21 protein-coding genes and 1 tRNA gene are annotated in these 22,575 nt (G+C 38.2%); 18 read left to right on the forward strand and 4 right to left on the reverse strand.

All coding sequences use genetic code 11. The features are described 5' to 3' along the window. The first annotated feature begins 190 nt into the window (after nucleotides 1-190). The 5 genes from FD29_RS01295 to FD29_RS01315 all read left to right on the forward strand — a co-directional run bounded on the left by FD29_RS01295 (nucleotide 191) and on the right by FD29_RS01315 (nucleotide 4,197). Nucleotides 191-562 (forward strand): cupredoxin domain-containing protein, encoded by a 372-nt coding sequence (locus FD29_RS01295; protein ID WP_057887182.1) that lies wholly within the window; start codon nucleotides 191-193, stop codon nucleotides 560-562. Nucleotides 563-572: 10 nt separating this feature from the next. Continuing rightward, nucleotides 573-848: a cupredoxin domain-containing protein gene (locus FD29_RS01300; protein ID WP_057887183.1), complete on the forward strand. Its 276-nt coding sequence runs from the start codon at nucleotides 573-575 to the stop codon at nucleotides 846-848. After that, on the forward strand, nucleotides 845-2,770 hold the full coding sequence (locus tag FD29_RS01305) for a copper-translocating P-type ATPase (protein ID WP_057887184.1): 1,926 nt from the start codon (nucleotides 845-847) through the stop codon (nucleotides 2,768-2,770). Before FD29_RS01300 ends, FD29_RS01305 begins: the two co-directional genes overlap by 4 nt. 174 nt (nucleotides 2,771-2,944) lie before the next feature. Then, nucleotides 2,945-3,763: a quinone oxidoreductase family protein gene (locus FD29_RS01310; RefSeq protein WP_057887185.1), complete on the forward strand. Its 819-nt coding sequence runs from the start codon at nucleotides 2,945-2,947 to the stop codon at nucleotides 3,761-3,763. Beyond that, nucleotides 3,763-4,197 (forward strand): MarR family winged helix-turn-helix transcriptional regulator, encoded by a 435-nt coding sequence (locus FD29_RS01315; RefSeq protein WP_057887186.1) that lies wholly within the window; start codon nucleotides 3,763-3,765, stop codon nucleotides 4,195-4,197. Before FD29_RS01310 ends, FD29_RS01315 begins: the two co-directional genes overlap by 1 nt. Before the next feature lie 72 nt (nucleotides 4,198-4,269). On the opposite strand, the gene FD29_RS01320 is transcribed toward FD29_RS01315, so the two are convergent. After that, nucleotides 4,270-5,442, reverse strand: coding sequence for an ArgE/DapE family deacylase (locus FD29_RS01320; protein WP_057887187.1), 1,173 nt, complete (start codon nucleotides 5,440-5,442; stop codon nucleotides 4,270-4,272). Nucleotides 5,443-5,591: 149 nt separating this feature from the next. On the opposite strand from FD29_RS01320, the gene FD29_RS01325 reads away from it, so the two are divergent. Continuing rightward, on the forward strand, nucleotides 5,592-6,149 hold the full coding sequence (locus tag FD29_RS01325; RefSeq protein ID WP_057887188.1) for a 5-formyltetrahydrofolate cyclo-ligase: 558 nt from the start codon (nucleotides 5,592-5,594) through the stop codon (nucleotides 6,147-6,149). A gap of 250 nt (nucleotides 6,150-6,399) precedes the next feature. Here FD29_RS01325 and FD29_RS11815 read toward each other — a convergent pair whose 3' ends face one another. Further along, a complete protein-coding gene (locus FD29_RS11815; protein WP_371862723.1) occupies nucleotides 6,400-6,471 on the reverse strand; it encodes a putative holin-like toxin in 72 nt (23 codons plus the stop codon). 299 nt (nucleotides 6,472-6,770) lie between these two features. Next, nucleotides 6,771-6,843, reverse strand: a tRNA-Lys gene (locus FD29_RS01330). Nucleotides 6,844-7,021: 178 nt separating this feature from the next. On the opposite strand from FD29_RS01330, the gene yycF reads away from it, so the two are divergent. The 10 genes from yycF to FD29_RS01380 all read left to right on the forward strand — a co-directional run bounded on the left by yycF (nucleotide 7,022) and on the right by FD29_RS01380 (nucleotide 19,324). Beyond that, a complete protein-coding gene (gene yycF, locus FD29_RS01335) occupies nucleotides 7,022-7,723 on the forward strand; it encodes a response regulator YycF (RefSeq protein WP_057887189.1) in 702 nt (233 codons plus the stop codon). A 322-nt stretch (nucleotides 7,724-8,045) separates the two neighbouring features. Continuing rightward, nucleotides 8,046-8,969: a helix-turn-helix transcriptional regulator gene (locus tag FD29_RS01340; RefSeq protein ID WP_162253409.1), complete on the forward strand. Its 924-nt coding sequence runs from the start codon at nucleotides 8,046-8,048 to the stop codon at nucleotides 8,967-8,969. Further along, nucleotides 8,959-10,173 carry an MFS transporter gene (locus tag FD29_RS01345; RefSeq protein WP_157049374.1) on the forward strand — a complete coding sequence of 405 codons (1,215 nt, stop codon included), beginning with the start codon at nucleotides 8,959-8,961 and terminating at the stop codon, nucleotides 10,171-10,173. The genes FD29_RS01340 and FD29_RS01345 overlap by 11 nt, the downstream gene beginning before the upstream one ends. A 435-nt stretch (nucleotides 10,174-10,608) precedes the next feature. Then, nucleotides 10,609-12,507, forward strand: coding sequence for a cell wall metabolism sensor histidine kinase WalK (gene walK, locus FD29_RS01350; protein WP_057887192.1), 1,899 nt, complete (start codon nucleotides 10,609-10,611; stop codon nucleotides 12,505-12,507). After that, nucleotides 12,497-13,810 (forward strand): YycH family regulatory protein, encoded by a 1,314-nt coding sequence (locus FD29_RS01355; protein ID WP_057887193.1) that lies wholly within the window; start codon nucleotides 12,497-12,499, stop codon nucleotides 13,808-13,810. The genes walK and FD29_RS01355 overlap by 11 nt, the downstream gene beginning before the upstream one ends. Next, nucleotides 13,811-14,623 (forward strand): two-component system regulatory protein YycI, encoded by an 813-nt coding sequence (locus tag FD29_RS01360; protein ID WP_057887194.1) that lies wholly within the window; start codon nucleotides 13,811-13,813, stop codon nucleotides 14,621-14,623. Then, complete coding sequence (locus FD29_RS01365; protein WP_057887195.1) at nucleotides 14,598-15,419, forward strand: MBL fold metallo-hydrolase; 822 nt, start codon at nucleotides 14,598-14,600, stop codon at nucleotides 15,417-15,419. The genes FD29_RS01360 and FD29_RS01365 overlap by 26 nt, the downstream gene beginning before the upstream one ends. Nucleotides 15,420-15,505: 86 nt before the next feature. Next, nucleotides 15,506-16,882 carry a S1C family serine protease gene (locus tag FD29_RS01370; protein WP_057887196.1) on the forward strand — a complete coding sequence of 459 codons (1,377 nt, stop codon included), beginning with the start codon at nucleotides 15,506-15,508 and terminating at the stop codon, nucleotides 16,880-16,882. 357 nt (nucleotides 16,883-17,239) lie between these two features. After that, on the forward strand, nucleotides 17,240-17,719 hold the full coding sequence (rlmH, locus tag FD29_RS01375) for a 23S rRNA (pseudouridine(1915)-N(3))-methyltransferase RlmH (RefSeq protein ID WP_057887197.1): 480 nt from the start codon (nucleotides 17,240-17,242) through the stop codon (nucleotides 17,717-17,719). Nucleotides 17,720-17,863: 144 nt separating this feature from the next. Then, nucleotides 17,864-19,324 (forward strand): DUF6056 family protein, encoded by a 1,461-nt coding sequence (locus FD29_RS01380; RefSeq protein WP_057887198.1) that lies wholly within the window; start codon nucleotides 17,864-17,866, stop codon nucleotides 19,322-19,324. A gap of 745 nt (nucleotides 19,325-20,069) precedes the next feature. Here FD29_RS01380 and FD29_RS01385 read toward each other — a convergent pair. Continuing rightward, the gene (locus FD29_RS01385) at nucleotides 20,070-20,969 is read right to left on the reverse strand and encodes a PhzF family isomerase (RefSeq protein WP_057887199.1); all 900 of its coding nucleotides are present in this window, start codon (nucleotides 20,967-20,969) and stop codon (nucleotides 20,070-20,072) included. 208 nt (nucleotides 20,970-21,177) lie between these two features. On the opposite strand from FD29_RS01385, the gene FD29_RS01390 reads away from it, so the two are divergent. Both FD29_RS01390 and FD29_RS01395 read left to right on the forward strand, forming a co-directional pair. Further along, nucleotides 21,178-21,633, forward strand: coding sequence for an SLAP domain-containing protein (locus FD29_RS01390; RefSeq protein WP_057887200.1), 456 nt, complete (start codon nucleotides 21,178-21,180; stop codon nucleotides 21,631-21,633). A 117-nt stretch (nucleotides 21,634-21,750) separates the two neighbouring features. Further along, nucleotides 21,751-22,443, forward strand: coding sequence for an SLAP domain-containing protein (locus FD29_RS01395; RefSeq protein WP_057887201.1), 693 nt, complete (start codon nucleotides 21,751-21,753; stop codon nucleotides 22,441-22,443). The last annotated feature ends 132 nt before the right edge of the window (nucleotides 22,444-22,575 follow it).

Here is a 22,575-nt window from a genome sequence, read left to right on the forward strand (position 1 = left end):
TGAGAGGTCGGTAATTAAAAGTTACCTCCTACTCGATTCTAAATAATTGTATGTAATCAAAGTTGAAAAAGAATCAGTCATTTAGGAAACTGAATGGCTTTTTTATTTTTATTCTAGTTGACAAATGTAAACTCAAAGATTATAGTATTTTACATAGATTACATTTGTAAACGGAGTGAAGGAGATAAATATGACCAGAATTTTAGTTTTGTTAGTTGGTTTAGCAATCATCGGCTTTATCCTTTGGTGGTTCTTCGGCAAACATCAAGTTGCCACAGCTACGGCCGAAGTTTCAGACGATAAACAGATCGTCGATGTTGAAGTGAGCGGGGGTTATTCACCGGAAGTAGTTACTTTGAAGAAAGGTGTACCGGCTACGCTCAACTTTACTAGAAAAGATGCCTCAAGTTGTTTGGATCGAGTCGTTTTTTCAGATTTTGGGATCAACAAAGAACTGCCACAAAATGAACAACAATCAATTAAGATCGACACTACCAAGTCAGGCGAATTTCAATGGGCCTGCGGCATGGACATGTTCCATGGTAAATTAATTATTAAATAGGAGAAATATTATGGTTGAGAAGGAACAAAATATTGATATTACAGTCGCTGGCGGTTACCAACCAAACGTTGTGACAGTAAAACAAGGTATTCCCGCTAAGTTAACTTTTACAAGAACTAATGCGCAAGGGTGTCTGGATATCGTACATTCTAAAGCTTTAGGTTTTGAAAAAGAACTACCACTTAATGAGGCACAAACAGTTACCATTCCGACTGACAAAGCCGGTGAATTCGAATTTAGCTGCGGCATGGATATGTTCAGCGGAAAGGTCGTAATCGAAAAATGACAATAACCAAACGTTTCTGGATCGCATTGATTTTTTCATTGCCCATGTTATTCGGGATGATCTTGATGCCTTTTGGCATTATGATACCCGGTGGCGAATGGACGCAATTTGTTTTGACGACCATTGTCATGGCGGTTGCGGCCCGTCCGTTTCTGCAAAGCGCCTGGGCGTCATTTAAGAAACATCATTCCAACATGGATACGTTGGTCGCTATCGGAACGGCCACGGCCTATGTTTACAGTATTTACGCTATGATTACCAAACAAGCGGTCTTCTTTGAAAGTGCCGCTTTCGTAATAACATTCGTCTTGTTGGGTCAAGTGTTTGAAGAAAGAATGCGCAACAATGCCTCGAACGCCATCGAAAAGTTGGTTAATCTTCAAGCCAAAGAAGCTGAAGTGCTGCATGATGGCAAATTAGTTAAGATTCCTTTGGATGATGTCGTTGCTGGCGATTTGATCCGCGTAAAACCGGGTCAAAAGATTGCCGTTGATGGAGTCATTACTGAGGGTAGCTCCACGGTTGACGAATCGATGGTCACTGGTGAAAGTATGCCAGTAACTAAGAATGTCGGCGACAAAGTTATTGGTTCAACTATGAACAGCAATGGTACTTTCATGTTTAAGGCCGAAAAGGTCGGCAGTGAGACAATGCTTTCACAAATTGTTGAATTGGTTAAAAAAGCTCAAAACAGTCATGCCCCAATTCAAAATTTAACTGATAAAGTTTCTGAAATCTTCGTACCCGTAGTCTTGATCTTAGCAATTTTGACATTCTTAGTATGGTACGTCTTCTTGGGCGCAACCGTCGCTACTTCTTTGATCTACGCTGTTTCAGTTGTTGTCATTGCTTGTCCATGTGCCTTGGGATTAGCAACACCAACCGCTTTGATGGTTGGAACTGGCCGTGGTGCTAAAATGGGCATCTTGATCAAGAACAGTGAAGTTTTGGAAGAAGTCAACGATGTTAAAACGGTTGTGATGGACAAAACCGGTACGATCACTAAAGGTAAACCAGAAGTTACCGATATTATTGGTAATGAGAAACAAGTTCTAGAAATTGCTTCAGCCTTGGAAGAATCGTCGGAACATCCCTTGGCAACGGCTATTTTGGACAAAGCTAAAGCTGACCAAATCACCTCGAATACCGTTGATGATTTCCAAGCCATTGAAGGTAAGGGTGTTTCTGCCACAATCAACGGTCAAAAGGCTTTCGTCGGTAATGACAAATTACTAAATGATGTAAAGATCGATGAAGAATTGCACGCTCAAATGATCAAATTACAAAATGAAGCTAAGACAGTTGTCTTTGTTGGCTTAGCTGATCAGATCATTGGTTTGATTGCCATTCAAGATGCGCCAAAAGAGACTTCTAAAGAAGCTATCGCTACATTGAAGTCTCGTGGTTTAAGAACGGTTATGCTAACAGGTGATAATAAGCGTGTCGCCGACGCCATTGCGCAAGAAGTTGGGATTGATGAAGTTATCGCTGACGTATTGCCAGGAGATAAGGCGGATCATGTTAAAGCTCTTCAAGAAAATGGCAAAGTAGCCTTTGTTGGTGACGGAATCAATGATGCGCCCGCTTTGACAATGGCTGACGTTGGGATCGCCATGGGTTCAGGAACTGATATTGCGATTGAATCCGGCGGGATCGTTTTGATGAAAAATGATTTGCGTGACGTTGCGAAAGCTTTGGAATTGAGTAAGAAGACTTTCAACCGAATCAAGCTCAATCTATTCTGGGCCTTCATTTACAACGTCTTAGGAATTCCAGTTGCCGCTGGTTTGTTCTACGCAATCGGCTTGACGCTCAGTCCTGAGTTAGCTGGTTTGGCAATGGCCTTCAGTTCGTTGTCAGTTGTAACTAGTTCAGTCCTTTTGAATAAAGCTAAAATTTCTACTAATGTAAAACTCGCTTAAATAAAAAAACTTCAGAACTAACAGGTGTAATCTGTTGATTCTGAAGTTTTTTATTTTCTGTTTTTAAAAATGAAGAATTTCGAAAGAATATAATTACCAACGATTGCCAAGATTTGACCGACAACTTTTGATCCAGTACCGCTAGCGCTGAGCAATTTAACGAAAATGCGAGCTATGGGAAATCACTATTCAGCTAGTAAGATTTTTCCTAATGTCCCAGGAACTGACGGTGTGGGGATGTTGAACAGTCAGCGAGTATACTTTGCAATGCCAAGTGCTCCATTCGGTTCATTGGCCGAACAAGCTTTGGTAAATAAGCATTTGATTGTTCCCGTACCGGATGGAATTGACGACATTACGGCTGCAGCTATCGCTAATCCAGGGATGTCTTCGTGGGTCGCTTTGGTCGGTCGGGCACGCTTTGTCAAAGGTCAAAATGTTTTGATCAATGGAGCCACAGGAAATGCTGGTAGTCTAGCGGTTAAAATCGCTTATCACTTGGGCGCTAAAAAAGTAGTTGTGACGGGACGTAATCCTGAAAAATTAGCCAAATTGAATGCTGATGCAGCTATTAACTTTGACATGACCAAGGAGAATGGCGGACAAGAATTCACTGATGCACTAAAGGATACCTTCAATGAGGGAATCGATGTGGTCTTGGATTATCTGTGGGGCGACAGTGCGCTATCCATTATGAAAGCCGTAGCTCAATTTGGTGGTGATCGAGTAACCCGTTTTGTTAGCATCGGTGCTGCCAGTGGACAGGCGGAAATTAATTTACCATCAGCAGCTTTACGTTCATCCAAGCTTGAACTTATCGGCAGTGGCGTTAAGAGTGCCAGTATGAAAGAACTGTTGTTAGCGATTAAGGGCGTCTTTGACTGGGCGGCAGCCGATAAGATAACTATTCCAACGACTACTTTTGAATTAGAAAATATTGAAGCAGCTTTTGCGGCACCATTGACACCAAGAGCTGTCGTGAAGGTGAACTAATGAATAATGAATTGATCAATTCTCTAGTCAGCATCGTGTCATTTTTCAATCGAACTGATCGAGACCGAGCTTTTGTCAAAGTAGCTGGAATAAATTTAGAGGCGACTTCTTTTCAACTTTTTGTAACGATTGGACGCATGCAACCGACTAACGTCAGTGATTTGGCCAATATGTTGGGGAAAAGTCACTCCAGTGTCAGCCGTCAAATCGACAAATTGGAACAGAAAAAATTAGTTGAGACACGTGATTCAGAAAAAGATGCCCGGATTCGAACGGTTGAATTATCTAAACAAGGCCAAGAAATTACCGAAGTCATCAATCAGACACGTCTAAAAGAAGTAGATGCAGTACTTTCAAAGTGGACTGATGATGAGAAACAACAGTTGGTCGCAGACTTGGAGCATTTAGCTAACACCTTGAATGAAATAAAATAATATCCCAAATAAAAAGTGCCAATATTTATCAGAAGATTTTCTGATGAATATTGACACTTTTTGATTCAATTTTTATTCAACTTTGACGTCAGCAACTACTCGAGATAAGAATTTAACAGTCAATTCTTCGTATATATCTATGTAGTTGAAATACATCTGTTTATCCATTTCTTCATTTACTTTGTGCGAGGTTAGATTACCTGGTCCAGCAATGATAAATGGGAAGTCGTGGCTTTTACCTTGGACTAAATTAGAAGCATCAGTTATTCCCGGATTAGGAACAACCAATATTTTATCGTCAGTGTATTTTTTCATTAGATCATGAGTTAATTCGACCAAGATATTATCTTTAGCCACGCCGACAGGTTTTTCATTCATATAAACGTCGAATCCAATTTGGGCACCAGTTTTATTAAACTTGGTTACCATTTGATTTAAAACGTCGATCACTTGTTGATTGGTGTATTCAGGGATGGTGCGGACATTGACGTCAGCTTCGGCATAATCGGGGATCGAGTTGACTTGCGTACCACCTTTGATAGTAGTTGTATTGAAAACCAATGGTCCCATTGAACCTTGCTTGATCGGATTGCTACGGAAGTTGTTGTTAGCTTCGATTAAGAAATTCATCAAGGCGTCAATGGCGTTGTAACCAAATTCAGGCATGGAACTGTGACTGGTTTTACCCTTAGAAGTTACTTTAATATCCATAGAACCTTTTTCGGAGTAAAAAATATTATAGCCAGCTGGTTCACCGACAATCAGTCCATCGACGTCGTTCATCAATCCATCTTCAAGCAAGTAATGCGAACCAACTTCACCGATTTCTTCACTCATGCAGGCTAAGAGGCGGATGGTTCCTTGTTTGGGAAGGCCTTGTTTGTGCAATTCGATCATGGCTATTATCATAGCAGCCAAACCAGATTTCATATCGCAGACGCCACGGCCATAAAGAGTGCCATTCTTTTCGGTCAATTCAAAGGGATTGGTGTTCCAAGCTTCAAGATTACCGGGATCGACGACGTCCATGTGGCCAGTCAAACCAAGAACTGGTTGTCCGTGACCTATTTCAGCTACTAAATTAGCCCGGTTGCCATGAACGTCTATAATTTGAGATTTTATGTCATACTTTGCCAATAACTCTTGGATATAATGCGCAACGTCTTCTTCGTTATTACCAACAGTGTTGAATGAGATCAACTTTCTTAAAACTTCGAGACTTTGTGATTCGTTAAAGTAATTCATAAAATATTTCCTCCTAGAAATTAATTATTCAATAAGGCTAACATTTATTTTAATAAAATGACATTTATTGATAACTAAAATCGCCGATTCGTATAATTGTGGAAAATTCATGCTATATTTAATAAGGAGATTTCCACAAGGGGGCAATTATGATCGATAAAAAACTTTTACGTCAGCAACAGATCAAAAAATTAAGCACAACTACACCTGAGAAGAAATTAGCTGAAGGCCAAGAATTATTGACTAAGTTACGTCAGACTGAAGTTTGGCAACAAGCTAAATCAATCGCCACAACTATCAGTAGTCCTATCGAAGTTCCTACGAAACAAATCATTCAAATGGCCTTGTCAGAAGGCAAGAAAGTTTATCTACCTAAGACTATGCCACACCGTCAAATGGCTTTTCTACCATTTACTAGCTATGAAGACTTGGAAGTTAGCAGCTTTGGTATTCACGAACCAGTTTACAATGAAGATTTAGTGAATCAACAACCTGATTTAGTTTTGGTACCAGGGTTAGCCTTCGCAGCTGATAGTAATTATCGAGTTGGTTTTGGTGGCGGCTATTACGACCGCTTCTTGGCCAAGTATCAAGGAAATACAGTAGCCTTAGTTCCGTCAGCAATGGAGTTTTCAACTGCTGATTGGGAAATTGATGAACATGATATTAAAATTGACCAATTGATCGTTGTGGATAAAAAAGACTGAAATGTATGTGACAGTTACTAAAGGTTGTAAGATATTTAATTTTCAACCTTTAGTAACTGTGATGATTGTTAAAAATAGGTTCCATTTTGGTACTGGAAGACGAAATTTGTTATACTGTGAGTGTACAAAAAAGAGGGATGCTCGAACATCCCCCCAGATAGCCCGTTTAAGACGGTAGCTATTGATTAAATTGCTATAAAACGACAAAATAACCGTAACTCGCCAAAGTTAGACGGTTATTTTTTTGCATTCATTTCTTATCACTATGAATATATGTTAACAAGGCAATTAAGAATATACCGAACGTTAACATAAGATTCAAGCGTCTGAAACAGACAAAAACACTACTCCTCTCATTAGGATGTAAATAACTTACAGTAAGACCATAAGCATCACCGCTTTCAAGTTGTAGCCACCGTCATTAACTTGCTATCGAATAATATTATCCAATACTATTTATTTTAATGAAAGCAACTTAGTGAAATCTTAATACGTCTTTCTAATAGTAAATATTTGTTCATTAAGGAAGAAAGGTGTTAACATTAATCTTTACTGGTAATTAAAATAGAACACAAAAAAAGCAATTATCAAATTGATAATTGCTTAAGCGATAAATTGCTATGGGTGGTTGGGGGATCGAACCCCAGACCCACGGATTAAGAGTCCGTTGCTCTGCCAGCTGAGCTAACCACCCATGAACTGTAATTGATTGATATGTTTCCCTCTCAACCAACGAGATATATCATACCATAAGCTCCAAATTTATGACAAGCTTTTTTTTAAAATAAATTGAAAAAATTTAAGTTAGCTTTATGTCGGTTTTGTTTTAATAAGTAATAACTTGTATAATATTCACGTCAAGGAGATAAAATATGGCTAAAAAAATTCTAGTAGTAGATGATGAAAAACCAATTTCCGATATTGTTAAATATAATTTGGAAAATGAAGGCTACGAAGTCATAACTGCTTTTGATGGACAAGAAGCTTTGGACAAAGTAGATGAGGACGATCCTGATCTGATTTTGCTTGACCTAATGCTTCCAGTTATTGACGGTCTTGAAGTAGCTAGAACTATCAGAAAAACTAAAGATACTCCAATTATTATGTTAACGGCTAAGGATACCGAAATTGATAAGGTTATTGGCCTAGAACTTGGAGCGGATGATTATGTCACTAAGCCATTTTCTAATCGTGAACTCGTAGCACGTGTGAAGGCTCGTTTGAGAACCCAAACTCACGCTCACAGCGAAGAAGCGAAGAACAGTGAAATTAAGATTGGTGATCTAACGATTCTCCCCGATGCTTATACTGTCACCAAAAATGGTAAAGAGATTGAATTAACGCACCGTGAGTTCGCATTGTTGCACTATTTAGCACAACATATCGGACAAGTGATGAAACGTGAGCACTTGTTACAAACTGTTTGGGGATATGACTACTTCGGCGATGTCAGAACTGTTGATGTTACCGTAAGACGTTTGCGTGAAAAAATAGAAAACAACCCTAGTCAACCAGAATGGTTAATGACTAGACGTGGCGTTGGATATTATTTGCGTGATCCTGATGGCGAATAACCAATTCATCATTGAAGAGTAAAAATCAAATATAATATGTAACTTAAAAACAGATAGAATTCCAAGTTTAATGGAGTTTCTATCTGTTTTTCTATTTTGTTGTATTTGCCTTCTTCTATGATTATTAATTCGTTGGTAAATGATTGGATATAACCAAAGTTGAGAAAGAACAGCAAATAAAGATTGTTTCTTTATTTTTTTTTAGTCTATAATTTCTATAAGGAAAAATTACGTCAAAAATAATTTTATGGGGAAACAAATAATGGGTGCTGATAATGATAGGAAATTACCGAAAAGTTTAATTAGAACCATTGATATCCTTATGCGGTTGATACAAGGGGAAAAGATCAACTCGAAGGATGCTGCACGGTCTTATGACGTTACTAAGCGGACGATTTATCGTGATCTGCAGATTATTCGTGAGAATCCAATTTTTAACGATAACTACCATATGGAATTTGATGAATCGCACGAGAATCGGTTTGCCGTTAAAGATGAAGGTATCAATATCAATGAGATCTTAACTATCATTCAAATACTGATCGGCGTCAGGGCTTTGGCTAAACCAGAACCCAAAGAGATTATTTATCATTTGCGAGACCTCGTATCGGTCAAAGATCAAGCCAAAATAGATCGGCTGTTAAAGACTGAATATCTACCGGTAAAAAGTAATGGCAATTTGTTGAGTCGAATCGGTGAATTCACGGATTTTATTAGACTTCAAACGGAAATCGAATTTACTTATCAGGGTAGTTTGCGTACGAGTGACAATAAACGTTCACGTCAAGGAATTCCAGTGAGTTTATATTTTTCCAATTTTTATTTTTATGTCGTTATTTTTTCTGAAGCCAAAGGCTCTAGAACCTATCGTTTGGACAGACTTATTTCTTACAAAAAGATAACTAAGTCGACTAATATTTTACGTTCGAAACTTGAGGACGGAACGACAATTCGTAATTATACGTACTTATTGAATGGTGGTCGCAAAAGTTACTTCAAAATTCAGTGCTGGACTTATCCGCAGACGGCATTGGATAGACTGCCAAATTCGCGGATCATCAAACATGAGCCTGATGGGAGCGTAATTATCGAAGGTTATTTGTACCTGCAAGGGCTCAAACTTTGGATTATGAGTGAAGGAACTTTGGTCAAGGTTTTGGAACCAACTTCATTAGTGAATGATATCAAAAAAGAACTACGGGCAGCTTTAAAACAATATGATAATGGGGATTCACATGGGGAATAAAAAAATATATATCAGATTCAGTGCAATTATGTTCTTCTTCTTTTTAAGTTGGGCAGCCAGCTACAAGATGATTTCGATTTGGTTAGGACAAACGATTCATTTAAATGGCGCTAGTATTGGTTTTTTGTTCAGTATCAATGGAATTTTTACGTTGGTTATGCAGCCGTTATACGGTTATATTTTAGATAAATTGGGCAGTCGCAAAAATCTCTTACTGTGTCTGAGTGGCGTTTTGATTTTGACTGGTCCGTTTTTCAAATTTGTCTACGGTCCGTTATTGGAACTGGATTTTTTAGTCGGAGCAGTTATCGGGGGAATTTTTATCGGTAGTACTTACATGGCCTCGATGGGAGCTGTGGAATCCTACACGGAAAAAATCAGCCGCAAGTATGATTTTGAATATGGACACGTAAGAATGTGGGGGTCGCTTGGCACAGCAATTGCAGCCTTTTTCGCAGGAAGTATGTTCAACCTTGATCCTAATTATAATTTTCATCTCGGTTCGATAGCGGCCATCGTTGTTTTTCTAATCATAATTACAACTAAGATCGATGTAACGGATACCGAAATCGAAAAATCTGAGACTATCAAAGTTAGCAGTGCACTTGAATTATTTAAGTTAAAAGATTTTTGGATGTTTATTGTCTTTATAATCGGGATCGCGTCGATGTATTCGATCTATGACCAACAATTTCCCCGATATTTTGCGGAACAGTTTGCGACAGTTCAAGCTGGAAACCAAATGTATGGCTACTTGAATTCTTTGCAGACATTTTTGGAAGCGGGCATGATGTTTTTAGCACCCAAAATCGTTAATAAATTAGGAATTCGTAACTCGATGCTATTAGTGGGTTTATTGTTGGCAGTGAGAATCATTTTGACGAGCATGGTGACCGGTCCGGTTTTAATTTCGATAATTAAACTGATTCAATCGTTTGATATGCCGATTCTCTACATCTCGATCTTCAAATATATCAATCATAACTTCGAAGCCAAGTGGTCATCGATTATGTATTTGGTTGGCTATCAGTTCATTTCTGAAGCCGGTGTGATCGGTTTTTCACCGTTGATGGGAAAGATGTATGATGTCGTGGGCTATCGAACAGCCTATGTCTATCTGGGCATAATTGTCTGTTTGTTCGTCGTTATATCCTTCTTTACATTGAAGAAAGATTCGCAAGTTTCAGTTGAAGTGAGTGAGTAAAAGCTACAATTACTCGAATAGAAATTCTTAATTTCGTCCATATAAAATTAATTAGGTATATGAAGATCATCTAGAAAAAGTTGGATGATCTTTTTTATTTTTTAAATGTATATCTAAATTAAATTAATATCGTTAATACAAAAGTAGGAGAAAATTCATTAGTCTGGAATGGAATCCTGGTGGACTCTCACGTGGTAGTCTCTTAGCTGGCGGATTCTTGCCAGGTTAGAGACAGACAAGCTTAGAGACAATTCGAACTATAATTGGCTCTAAGTTGCTCTCACAGCGTTCCAGCGTCCACCAGAATTTCATGGAGGACGGGAAGTAGAAAATAACCTCAAAAAGAGCCTTCAAACGAGAGATGCATTCTCTTTTTTTTGTTATCTTGATAGCTGTATAATATAACTAAGTCTGTGTTAATTAGGTGGAAATATTTTGAAAAATAGATTTGTTTTTTTACATTCGATTAATTTCAAAATCGGATTGTCCTTTATTTTAATTTTAATTGTCACAATTGAAATCATTGGGGCCTATTTTGTACGTCAATTGGAGGATCAAAACGTTGCTAATTTTGAAACTTCCGTTCAGGTTCCGGCCTATACGCTCAATCAAATTTCAGAAAATTTGACGGATAATGATCAACATACGCGTGACAATATCAATAATGCTATTCAAGATTATACGCGAGTCAGTACCGATATAACGGACGTTCAAGTCGTCGATCGTAGTGGAATCATTGTTGGGGTCAAAGATTCCGAAGGTACTAATATCGTTGGAACACAAACTCTGAAAGACAATATCAAACAGAGTATCAAAAATGCTAAAAAAATCACCCAGATCTACTATGAAAAAGATAACGGTAGTTCTTATGAGTCGATTGAACCGATAACTTCACCTGACAATAATACGGTTGTAGGGGCTATTTATGTTCGAGCTAGCATGGAATCAGTTTATACCGGAATCAATAATATTATTTTGATTTTTCTAACGGCTTCATTAGTAGCGGGGCTGTTGGGAGCTGTGATCGCTATTTTCATCGCCCGAGCAATTACTCGACCAATCGATGAAATGAAGCAACAGGCGGTACGAATGGCCGAAGGAGACTATTCTGGTCAAGTTCGTGTCTATTCACCGGATGAACTGGGTCAGTTGGCTATGGCGGTCAATGATCTGTCAGTCAAAGTTGAAGAGGCAACTGAAAACTCGGAATCTGAACGACGAAGACTGGATAGTGTTTTGACGCAGATGTCTGATGGGGTTATTGCGACGAACCGTCTCGGTAACATAACGGTCATTAATGAAATGGCACAAGAGTTTTTGAACAAGGATGAGGATGAAGCAATCGGCTTGCAACTAGTCGATGTCTTGGGAATCGGTGATCGGACAAGCTTCGATGATCTTTTGGAAAATCCTGATCCGATGGTGATCGAAACAAACGATAATGACAACGAAGAGTTCGACGGAAATTCTGACAATTCGTTGATTTTAAATGCTGATTTCTCATTGATTCAACGAAACAGTGGCTTTATCAGTGGTATGGTTTGTGTTCTGCATGATGTCACTGAACAACAAAAAATCGATAGTGAACGGCGTCAATTCGTTTCCAACGTTTCTCATGAGTTGCGGACGCCCTTAACAAGTATTAGCAGTTATATCGATGCTTTGAACAATGGCGCTTGGAAAGACCAAAAATTGGCACCACAATTCTTAGGCGTTACTGCTGAGGAAACTGACCGGATGATTCGAATGATCAATGATCTTTTGAGTTTGTCACGGATGGATCAAGGTCGTTCCAAATTGGATAAGGAATTAGTAAACTTTAATGAATTCTTTGCTTATATTTTGGATCGATTTGATATGATGTTAAAAAAAGAAAAAGCCGATGCTAAAGAAGACGACACCAAAGTCGTCAAGAATTATCGGATCAAACGAATCTTTACAAGCAAAGATTTGTGGGTCGAGTTGGATACTGATAAGATGACACAAGTTATTGATAATATCATGAACAATGCCATCAAGTATTCGCCAGATGGTGGGGTCATTACTTGCCGTCTGTTGGAGACTAATAAACATATTATTATCAGCATTTCCGATGAAGGTTTAGGTATTCCCAGAAAAGATATCAAGAAAGTCTTTGACCGTTTCTATCGTGTAGACAAAGCACGTTCTAGAAAGCAAGGCGGAACTGGTTTGGGTCTATCTATTTCTAAGGAAATCGTTGAGCAACACAAGGGTAGAATCTGGGTCAACAGTGCTGAAGGCAAGGGATCTACGTTCTACATCTCCTTGCCATTCGACCCTAATGAAACTGGAGGAGAATGGGATGAAGTTTAGTCGATTGATCGTTCAACTGCTATTAATAGTGGCTGTAATAACCAGTATTGTCATGTCCTTCTTCATTTGGACCAATACGGCGCGTTATCAACGAGGTAGAAATATCGATGTGACTTCTGCCGAATCAAATAAAAACGAAATACCAATTAATCAAGTTATCAGTCCTACGCAAGTCATTTGGCACGACGATTCTGATCAACATTTGATTTATAACAGCAATGAAAATATTTCTTTGAGTATTCAAAAAGTTATGCAAGACTGGAAGATCGAACAACCTAAGGAAGTTTCCAAAAAAGATGGCGCTTATTACCAAAAAGTCATTCAAGGCAAGAACATGCTTCAGATGGTTTATCCGACTTCGATCAATACGAATGTCTTCGGCTATTTGTTGGGAAACAACGGTTTAAAGAATGGTAAAAGTTTGCAATTCAACCGTATTTTGATTAATTTGAAGGATAAAAAGGACCAAAATATTTACTTAGCAAATGACAGTAACTATGCCGTCTACAAACTTAAAGTCGACAATGCTTCGGCTGTACCAATCACTAAATTGGTCGATAAAGCCAATGTCAATCTCAAGGTTCGTTTGAACATTATGAAACACGGCGTCTTCACATTCTACGTCGATCCTATCAAGATGAAATCTTATTCATATGTCATCAGTGGCAAAAAAGATAATGAATACACGACGGCCTTGTTCGATTCCAATACGAATGGTTTAGTAACCTCGGAAGATAACAATATTTATACTTACAGCTATGGTGAATCCAAGCGTTTAACTTCAGATCACAATACTGAAGAATTGTCTTTTGACGATTATACGGATACTTCAGTTCCTAAGACGCAACTGGCCTTCTTGCAACGTGGTTATCAAAAGGTGATCGATCTACAAAATCCTATTTCTAACTTACGTCTATACAGTGCCACTTGGAGTAATAAGAATTTAATTTTCAGAGAGTACGTTGAAGGTTTTCCAATCTTTAAGAAGAGCCAATTCGGTTCAATTAGAATTAAATTCAGCCGTAAAGGTAGCTCTGAACATTTCTTAAATAAAGTTTTGGAAGTCCCAGTTCCATCTACTCAAGCGGCAACCACTTTGAAGTCTACGAATGAAATCTTCAAGGGCTTGCAACGAGTTGGTTTTTCGCCTAATGATGTACAGGAAGTAGAAGTTGGCTATCAATGGGAAGGCGAAACTGACAACGAAAAAGTCGTCGATTTGAAGCCTACTTATTACATCAAGATCGACGGCCATTGGAAACCATACAACGAATGGACAAATGAATCTGCGGAGGAGGACTAAATGGATTTTAGAAGAATCGAAGTTATATTTTTAATAGTATTTTTCTCATTAGATATCTTTTTATTCCTATCTTTCCGCAACAGTCAGCAGTTGGTCAGCAGTTCCAGCACCAATACATCAACTGTGACGGAAATGAGAAAACGTAATATAACTTTTGGCAGTTTGGATACGAAGAACGGTTATGCCTATTATTTAGGTTCACAGCCGAGCGACGAACTGGCTCAAAATATTAATAAATTACGCAATCAAGAAGTTCAATATGACATCGTCAATCACAAAGTTTCAAGTACTTTGGCTAATGAAATCGCCGTTACAGCAACTAATAAGAAAGCAATCATGGATAAATTCATCAAAAAGGATTCCAACGTCCTCTTCGGTGATGAGTATACTTACTCGCCTCAGTTATCGAACAGTTCGCAAATGGTCTATGTACCAACGGGGAGCTTAGGCGAAGTGTATGATAAAACAGCTCAGTTGGTTTTTACGATCACAGATGGTAAAGTTGTTGGTTATACACAGACTTACGTGAAGTCATTGATTATTTTGCATGAACGTCAAGTCGTAAAGAGTGAAAAAGATGTCATTACGAATCTTTATGCCAACTCGGAAATTCCTAATAATTCTAAAATTACGTACGCCAATTTGGCTTATACCAAGTTACTGGAAGCCAAAGGCAGTACGATTTATATTCCAGTTTGGTTCGTAACGATCAAAAATAAAGATAGTAAAGTTACGACTACGAAAAAGGTCAATGCTTTTACCGGCAATATTATAAAGAGTTCAACAAATGGAGATAATTACAGTGCCCAATGATGATAGTTTAAAAGTTAGCGTTCTCGCTAGCAGCAGTTCAGGTAACGTTACATATATCGAAACGCCTAAACATCGTGTTTTAGTTGATGCGGGTCTGTCCGGTATCAAGATCAAAAGAGCCATGGAGAGTATCGGCAAGGATATTACGAAGGTCGATTCGCTCTTTGTAACGCATGAACATACTGATCACATACAGGGAGTGGGAGTTTTGGCTCGCCGTTATGGATTGAATGTTTATGCTAACCAGAAAACTTGGGAAGCAATGTTACCCAAAATCGGTAAAGTTTCAGATGATCAAATCAATGTATTCAATCACAATAAAGTAATGAGTTTGGACGATTTAGATGTCGAAAGTTTTGCGGTTTCCCACGATGCGGTCGATCCTCAATTTTACAAGTTCTACCATAATGGTAAGGAATTTGTGATTTTGACCGATACGGGCTACGTTTCAGAGCGGATTCAAAAGACGATTGAAAATGCGGACGGTTATTTGATGGAATGTAACCACGATGTTGAAATGCTGCGGGAAGGCATCTATCCTTGGCCTTTGAAACAACGTATCCTCAGTGAAAAAGGACATCTTTCTAATGAAGACGGTGCTAGAACATTGATGGATGTTATTGGCAATAAGACTAAACAGATCTTCTTGGGACATTTGAGCCATGAGAACAATACCAAAGCGGTTGCTCGTGAAGAGGTCACTCAAGTGTTAGAGGACCACGACTTCGGCGTCGGCCATGATTTTAAGATCAACGATACCGATCCAGCCGTAGCCGATCCTTTGGTTACTTTTTAATAATAAAATCATATGTCGTTCATAATTTTTTCACAGATTAACGTTATATTATAAGTAAAGCTTAGATATGGGGAAGTGAATATTAGATGAATAATGACAAAAATGACCAACCTGAATCAAGGGTCAAAGAAAATAAGCGAGGTTCGAAAATGAATTCTGGTAATAATTCTTTACTCAAGACGGGAATCGTAGCCTTTATTTCTGCCGCTTTAGGTGTCGTAATTGCCTTTGCAGGTTTTACATATTTTGGCAATAATGCTTCTGATACGGCTTCAACAAGCAATGGTGCCGCTGGAACAACGCAAGTAAGCAACACGAAGGTAAACACATCCAGTTCGATGTCGGGAGCCTATAAGAAGGTTAATGGTGCAGTTGTTTCCGTAATTAACTTGCAAAAACAAAAGGAACAGAGTTCATCTGGTGATGGCAGTATCGCATCGATCTTCGGTGACTTGTTTGGAGACAGTGGTTCGTCAGACAGTACTCAAGATCAAGCCGATGACAATAGTAATAGTTCAGATTCCAATTCAAATTCCGATTCTAGTTCCAGTTCATCAAACAGTAATTTACAAGAGTACAGTGAAGGTTCTGGTGTGATTTATGCCAAACAAAATGGCAAAGGTTACATTGTAACTAATAACCACGTTGTTTCTGGATCTGACTCTTTGGAAATTATTCTTGAAGATGGGACTAAGATTTCTGCTAAATTAGTCGGTACAGATACGGCTACTGACTTGGCCGTTCTGGAGATTCCTGGCAACAAAGTGCCAGCCACGGCCGGATTTGGTAACTCTGACAATGTTTCACCTGGTGACCCAGTAATTGCTATTGGTTCGCCACTTGGTAGTGAATATGCCACAACGGTTACTCAGGGTATTATTTCCGCTACTAACAGAACTGTGACGACTCAAGATCAAAATACTGGTCAAGCAACTGGTCAGGCAACGGTTCTTCAAACTGATGCAGCTATTAACCCTGGTAACTCTGGTGGTCCATTGGTTAATGCCGCTGGTCAGATTGTTGGTATCAATTCAATGAAGTTGGCCTCAAATACTGATGGTTCTTCCGTTGAAGGGATGGGATTTGCTATTCCAAGTAATGAAGTAGTTAAGATCATCAATCAATTGGTAGAAAATGGTAAAGTTGAAAGACCATCGCTTGGTATCAAAGTCTTAGACCTTGATCAAATTACTGATGATTCGCAATCAAGTTTGAAATTACCAAGCAGTGTAACTAAAGGTGTGGTAGTATATAGCACAACCTCTGGTTCAGTCGCAAAGGCTGCCGGAATGAAGAAATACGATGTGATCGTCAAGTTGGGCGACAAGACGGTAGCTTCCGTAGCTGCTCTTCACACAGCACTTTACTCACATTCAGTCGGTGATACCGTAAACGTTGAATATTACCGCAATGGTAAGTTGAATACTGCCAAGGTACATTTAACTAAGCAAACAACCGAATAAAATTAAAGGCGTGAAACCAATTAATAGTGGTTTCACGCCTTTTTTTGAACTATTTTCTGAAAACTAAAGATTTTCTTCGGGAAAATGACTACTGATTGATAAAAGTTATCCACAGGTTGATAACTCCTGTGCATAAATGCCGTTAAATTAAGAATTTAATTTATTCACAGATCAACTAACATTTTTTAAAATTGCTATAAAGATGAGTGATAAATCCTATTATATCAACGATAATCAATGTTACACAAAAACAGACAAACATTATTTTAGGGGCAATTTTGAGTAGTTATTTTTCGAAAAATAATTTGGCAATTTGGGGATACTTTCGTATGATAATTATTGAGGAGATATTTAATTATGAATATTAAAATTGTTACGGTTGGAAAGCTGAAAGAGAAGTATTTCAAGGCTGGAATCGCCGAATATGCTAAACGTCTGGGAGCTTTTTGTAAATTTCAAATAGTTGAGTGTCCGGATGAAAAAGCACCTGAAAGCTTGAGTGAGGCTCAAGATCTTAAAGTGAAACAAATTGAAGGGGAACGGATCTTAAACAAGATCAAAGACAAGGAATATGTCATCTTGTTGGATCTGCGTGGTAAGGAACTCACTTCGGAAGAAATGGCCAAAAAGATCGATGACTTATCCACTTATGGAACTTCCGATATTACTTTTGTCATCGGCGGTTCACTAGGTGTCAGTCCCGAAGTTACTAAACGAGCTGATTATAGTGTCTGTTTTGGTAAGTTCACTTTGCCACATCAGTTGATGCGCTTGGTTTTGACGGAACAAATTTACCGTTCGTTCATGATTATCAACCATCGAACATATCACAAATAATTTCGTTTTTTCATTGAAAAATCCGATATTTAAGTTGGCCTCAATTTCTGATATTATTTTAGGTGAAGTCAAAAATAATTCGTAGGATCACTATGATATGATGAATTTTGTGTTGTAAATAATTTAAAAATTAGGGGAATTAAAATGTCTAGTTTTACTAAACGATTTGGGAAACCACTTGTTTATTGTGGTATTTTCATTTATTTCTTTGTGATGCGTTACTTCTTGATCACTGCCGGCGATGATTATTACTGGATCAGTGACAAAGGACAATATTTATTGGAACACCATTTCTATGGCCCTGAGAAACTCTATGGGGGTAATAGTAATGGCCGCTACTTGGGCAGTATTTTAGAAATTTTTACTGTCAAAAATGTTTTATTTGGAATGATCGTTTTCGCAATATTCTTAACCTTGTTGACGTGGTGCATTAGTCAATTGTTAGGGAACACTTGGCAATCGACTTTGATGGCATTGTTTTTGATTTTCTCTTTCCAAGGGAAGTACGTCACTAATATTCTTTGCTGGAATGCTGGATTTGTTAATTATGTGCCTTCGATCACCTTATTGCTCTGCTATTTAGTCATTGTTCAGCGCCAACTACGGGAAAGTTCGTTTATTTTTAAACATACTATTTTTATGACATTTTTAGCTTTCTTAGTTTCGTTTGCCGGTGGATTTTTCGCTGAGCACGTTACGATTTTCCAAGTGGGCTTGGGTGCATTAGTTATTTTAGTTGGCCTAGTTTTCAAAGGTACGATCAAATTAAAACCCTTTAATTACAGCTACTTATTGGGAGCCTGTCTGTCGTTTGTTTTGATGTTCTCTAACCCTAGTTATTTTGAAGAATCTGATTATCGTGGTGCTGGTACGAGTTTGGTCGATATGATCAATAATTACGCAACTACGACGCATTTTTGGTTCGTAACTTTGAATTTCATTCCTATCGTAATTATCTGTGGTTCATTGATCGTGATTGCTATATCAGATAAGTCGCGCAAATTGTGGGATATTACTGGTTTGTCGTTGATATTCGTTATTTATTACACGCTTGCCAATACATATCTTTCTTCGTTACCGATCGATAAAGTGTTTATCAGTGTAGGTTTGAGTGCTCGTTTTTCAAGATATGACGCTTTAGTCAGTGGCTTGTTTGTGATTTTTATTGGTTATGCTATTTTGCGGATATTCTTGAAAGATAAAAATAATATCTTGTTGTTCTTCTCTTATTTCTCTTATTTAGCATTGTTCTTACCGTTCTTTATTATTTTGCATCCGTTGAATATTCGGGGGATGTTTGCCTCGTACATCTTCTTGTACTTGATCACAATGATTTTCTTGACGAGAGCTTTGAAGGTATCGAATCTTGATAAATCTAAGTTTTTGAATATTTTTGTGGCGGTGTGTTTAGTGGTATTATTTGCTAACTTGCAGACAAAGATGGTTATTAATTACCAAGCTAACTTGAAACGAGTTGATAATGTTGAATATTTGAGTGGTAAAAAATTGTTGACTAAACATGTGCCGTTTAGAGATTTGGTCATGCGTAACGATGATTTGAGCTTGCAAGATTATACTTATTGGAAAGCTTTTCTAAAAAAATAAGTTTTTCTTTGAAATATGCTGTGTAAAAAAGCGGGGGGGTGGTTGAAATATGTCGCCTTCCGATCAAAAGCTGATGGGCTGGAACGTAGTGAGCACGACTTGGAGCCAATTTAAAAATTGTCTTCAAGCTCGGCAGTAATCTAAGCCAGCACAGTACGCTAGCTAAGATTAAACCACTACTGAGCCCATCAGCTTTTGCTCTCCAGGCTAGGGTTTTCGTTGTTTAGTTGGTATATATAATATTTGAGTAAAAATCATTAATAATATAAATATAGTTTTACATATAAGAAGGCCGTAATTCCTAAATTGTTAAGAATTACGGCCTATTTTTGTACGATTTAAATGGTTAATGATAAGTATACAAGTATTTGCTATTTTGATACTTAATGAAATTGCCTATATTAATATCTCGAGATCCAAAATCCTTAAATCTTCTAGTCTGGAATGGAATTCTGGTGGATGCTCAGCCGTGGAAGTCTCTTAGCTGGCGTGTCCCTCGCCAGGTTAGAGACAGACAAGCTTAGAGACAATTTGAACCGTAATTGGCTCTAAGTTGCTCTCACAGCGTTCCAGCAATCCACCAGAATTTCATGGAAGACGGCAGTGAACCAATAAAACAACTATCACTCAAGATGATATCTTTTTTCATAGCAATCACCTGACTTTGTTGTCTAAGTTATAGCACAATGAAAAAAAGAAAAATAATTAAATTGCCTAAGCGGTAGTTTGAGATGTTCAAGTGGTTTTAAATTTCAATGAAGGTATCAAAAGCGATGACAGCATCACCGATGATTTGAATTTTTGTTGGTTTACCATTTTGTAAGGTGACGCGGACTAACATAGTTCCAGCACGGTTGATTTTTTCGCCTTGAATGATACGGAATTCAAACATATCACCGCTAGTTTCTACTAAGTTATATTTGACCAAATAGGCACCTAAAGGTCCATTAGCATTGCCGGTTACTGGGTCTTCGTTGATACCATTAGCTGGGGAAAACATGCGACCGTGGATCAATTCCTTTTGCCCAGGATTCAAAGTAAATACATAGTAACCATTGCAATTGATTTTGGGTGTGATTCGTTTGAGTGCGTCCAAATCAGGCTGTAAGCTATCAAGTGTTTCTTGTGAATCGATGGCAATCATTACTTTTGGAGCACCGGTCGAGGCAATCGCCATGGGACAGTCAAAATTACGCTGTTCTTTAGTAAGACCTAGCGCTTGCAAAATTTCACTTTGAATATTATCAGATAAAGGTTCATCTACGCGAATTTTTCCTTGAGTCATAGTGATCTGGTAGCTGCCATTTGTTTTAGAAATATCGATCGGTAAATTCCCGGCACCAGTCTGTTGGACGATTGATTGTGAAGGTGAGTTATTTTCGACTGCTCGGGCAAAATTAGCACCGATCGTTGCGTGACCACAGATGGGAACTTCAGTCGTAGGTGTGAAGAAACGGATCTGGATATCTGCATCGCCAACGGTAGGGTGAGTGATAAAAGCCGTTTCGGAGTTATTCAATTCCCGGGCAATCTGTTGCATTTGTTTATCTGTCAGTCCTTCGGCATCAGTGACGACGCCAGCAGGATTGCCAGCTAGTTTAGTTTTGGTAAAAGCATCAACTTGGTAAACGTGATATTTTTTCATAAGATCAGTTCCTAATTTCAAAAGTATTTTTAGTATTCACAATTGCGATATATTCATAAAATTTTCTTATGATTGTTAAGAATCAATTGTAATCGTTTAAAGTAATTATAAACTTAGAGTTGAATATGAATAAAGCTAGATATTTATGGGGATGTAGACAATAAAAAATACAAAAAGTAAGATTTTAGTCGCTTCTGCTGTTGCTATTATGCTGGCACCGGCTGCTTTAAACGCCCTACCACAACAATCAGTTAGTGCTGAGGCTATCGGTACTGTAAGTAATGCTACACCAGTTTACGATGCTAATGGTAAAGCGACAGGAACAACTTTGCCAAGTGGCAGTCAATGGAAGTTAGGTACACAGATCACACTCAATGGCGTTGCTCATTATATGGTCGGTACTAACGAATATATTCCAGCTTCAGCGGTTTCAAACGTTACTGGTTCAGCTAATTCTTCCGATGATTTCGGTGGAAAAGTTGCCACTAATTACTTTACTAATGACGCTAATACGGGAAAAGTTGGTACAGCCACATCAGTTCTCGATATTGTAGATGCCAACGGTAACAGTACTGGTAGAACTTTGCCAAGCGGCAGCCAATGGAGATTGGGAAAAGTTCTTCACGCTAACAAACAACTTTACTATCAAGTTTCAACTAATTAATTTGTTTCAGCTTTAGATATCACGGTTGTTGGCCAAGATAATAACGATACCACTACAACCAGTTCATATATTACCAGTGACACTAACAATGGTAAGACAGGTGTTGCAACGACTGAATTGGATGTCGTCGATGGCAATGGTAAGAGTACTGGCCTAACTTTGCCAAAGGGCAGTGCTTGGAAAGTTGGTAAAATTTTAACCGTCAATAAGGAAACTTTCTATCAAATCGCTACTAACGAATGGGTTTTAGCGGTCAACTTGAAGTTTGCTGACGAAAGTACAACTGCTAATAATATCAACACCAGCGAAAGCTACGTTACAACAAGTACTAACTCAGGTAAGACAGGTGTTGCTATTACTGATTTGAACGTGATCGACAACAATGGTAACGATACTGGTAAGATCATTGCTAAAGGTAGTGCTTGGAAACTTGGCAGTGCCTTGCACGCTAACAAACAAGTTTATTACCAAATTGCAACTAACCAATGGATCTTATCAACCGGCGTTTCAGTAGATTCTAAGAAGGTCTCAGCAGCTGACTCCATTCCAACACCAGGACATGGTTTGGTTGGAACGACTAACTCAGCTTTGAAGACTTATAACACGGAAACAAACTCTTATGATCGGACTTTGCCAGCAAATAGTTCATGGAAGATTTCCAAATTAGTTGTTAACAAATACGGTTCATTCTGGGGTCAAGTATCATCCAACGAGTGGGTCTGGATCACAAATGTTCGTTTGAACAGTGGACTCAATTTGAAAGAAAATTCAGTTTACGAACCAGATTTTGCTACAAAAATTGCTAAATAATTTTTAATAAAAAAGGTCTCGATCCAGCGAAAAATTTCGTTGGATCGAGACTATTTTTTTGTCCTTAATATCAAAATGTAAACGGCTACTTCACTTTGATGACTATTTTTCTTAAATTAAAAAATATCTAAT

The organism is Companilactobacillus mindensis DSM 14500 (assembly GCF_001434275.1).
Classification (GTDB): Bacteria; Bacillota; Bacilli; order Lactobacillales; family Lactobacillaceae; genus Companilactobacillus; species Companilactobacillus mindensis.

What these genes read in the sequence shown, in the direction of transcription:
- FD29_RS01390 (WP_057887200.1), top strand. Translation starts at nt 21,178, where the DNA reads ATGCTGGCACCGGCTGCTTTAAACGCCCTACCACAACAATCAGTTAGT.
- rlmH (WP_057887197.1), top strand. Translation starts at nt 17,240, where the DNA reads ATGAATATTAAAATTGTTACGGTTGGAAAGCTGAAAGAGAAGTATTTC.
- FD29_RS01295 (WP_057887182.1), top strand. Translation starts at nt 191, where the DNA reads ATGACCAGAATTTTAGTTTTGTTAGTTGGTTTAGCAATCATCGGCTTT.
- FD29_RS01310 (WP_057887185.1), top strand. Translation starts at nt 2,945, where the DNA reads ATGGGAAATCACTATTCAGCTAGTAAGATTTTTCCTAATGTCCCAGGA.
- FD29_RS01320 (WP_057887187.1), bottom strand. Translation starts at nt 5,442, where the DNA reads ATGAATTACTTTAACGAATCACAAAGTCTCGAAGTTTTAAGAAAGTTG.
- FD29_RS01325 (WP_057887188.1), top strand. Translation starts at nt 5,592, where the DNA reads ATGATCGATAAAAAACTTTTACGTCAGCAACAGATCAAAAAATTAAGC.
- FD29_RS01355 (WP_057887193.1), top strand. Translation starts at nt 12,497, where the DNA reads ATGAAGTTTAGTCGATTGATCGTTCAACTGCTATTAATAGTGGCTGTA.
- FD29_RS01315 (WP_057887186.1), top strand. Translation starts at nt 3,763, where the DNA reads ATGAATAATGAATTGATCAATTCTCTAGTCAGCATCGTGTCATTTTTC.
- FD29_RS01340 (WP_162253409.1), top strand. Translation starts at nt 8,046, where the DNA reads ATGCGGTTGATACAAGGGGAAAAGATCAACTCGAAGGATGCTGCACGG.
- FD29_RS01365 (WP_057887195.1), top strand. Translation starts at nt 14,598, where the DNA reads ATGGAGATAATTACAGTGCCCAATGATGATAGTTTAAAAGTTAGCGTT.
- FD29_RS01345 (WP_157049374.1), top strand. Translation starts at nt 8,959, where the DNA reads ATGGGGAATAAAAAAATATATATCAGATTCAGTGCAATTATGTTCTTC.
- FD29_RS01305 (WP_057887184.1), top strand. Translation starts at nt 845, where the DNA reads ATGACAATAACCAAACGTTTCTGGATCGCATTGATTTTTTCATTGCCC.
- FD29_RS01300 (WP_057887183.1), top strand. Translation starts at nt 573, where the DNA reads ATGGTTGAGAAGGAACAAAATATTGATATTACAGTCGCTGGCGGTTAC.
- FD29_RS01360 (WP_057887194.1), top strand. Translation starts at nt 13,811, where the DNA reads ATGGATTTTAGAAGAATCGAAGTTATATTTTTAATAGTATTTTTCTCA.
- FD29_RS01385 (WP_057887199.1), bottom strand. Translation starts at nt 20,969, where the DNA reads ATGAAAAAATATCACGTTTACCAAGTTGATGCTTTTACCAAAACTAAA.
- FD29_RS01380 (WP_057887198.1), top strand. Translation starts at nt 17,864, where the DNA reads ATGTCTAGTTTTACTAAACGATTTGGGAAACCACTTGTTTATTGTGGT.
- yycF (WP_057887189.1), top strand. Translation starts at nt 7,022, where the DNA reads ATGGCTAAAAAAATTCTAGTAGTAGATGATGAAAAACCAATTTCCGAT.
- FD29_RS01370 (WP_057887196.1), top strand. Translation starts at nt 15,506, where the DNA reads ATGAATAATGACAAAAATGACCAACCTGAATCAAGGGTCAAAGAAAAT.